Raw genomic sequence first — 656 nt, 5'->3', positions numbered from 1 at the left:
ACCCCACTTCTAAACCAATAATATCAACAGGTTGAACGTCATCCCACGACAACTCACGTTGAGAAATCGGCTCGCTGCCATCTTCTGCTTTCGCAGGTAATGCTGGTTCTTTTGCTTTCTGCTTCTGACGCTTGTCAATCAAGTAAGCACCCGTGCCAGCAGCAACGGCCAACGTTAAGAAAGCAAAATGCGGCATACCCGGTACGATACCCATCACGCCCAAAATTGCCGCCGTGATCATCAACGCTTTCGGATTGTCGAACATTTGGAAAACCAACTGCTCGCCCATGTCTTCATCGGTGTTTTGGCGCGTTACCATCATCGCCGCTGCAATTGACAGCAATAGCGATGGAATTTGAGCAACCAGACCATCACCAATCGTTAGCAAGGTATAGATTTGGATCGCTTCACCAAAGCCTAACCCGTACTGCGCCATACCAATCGACAGACCGCCGATGATGTTGATAAACAGAATCAAAATACCGGCTATCGCATCGCCTTTTACAAACTTAGACGCACCATCCATTGAGCCGTAGAAGTCTGCCTCTTTAGTCACTTCAAAACGACGCACGCGCGCTTGCTCTTGGTCGATAAGGCCTGCGTTTAAGTCCGCATCAATCGCCATCTGTTTACCAGGCAACGCATCAAGGGTGAAA

At 48.9% G+C, this 656-nt stretch carries 1 protein-coding gene; it reads right to left on the bottom strand.

The window, feature by feature from the left end:
• Positions 1-656, bottom strand: a 656-nt coding sequence (locus tag R7190_RS28060; protein ID WP_318137949.1) for an FHIPEP family type III secretion protein, incomplete at both ends; no start/stop codon positions are given.

It is taken from the genome of Vibrio sp. 1078-1, from assembly GCF_033340475.1.
Note: the sequence above shows the minus strand (reverse complement) of the source record. Positions and strands in the feature narration are given on the sequence as shown.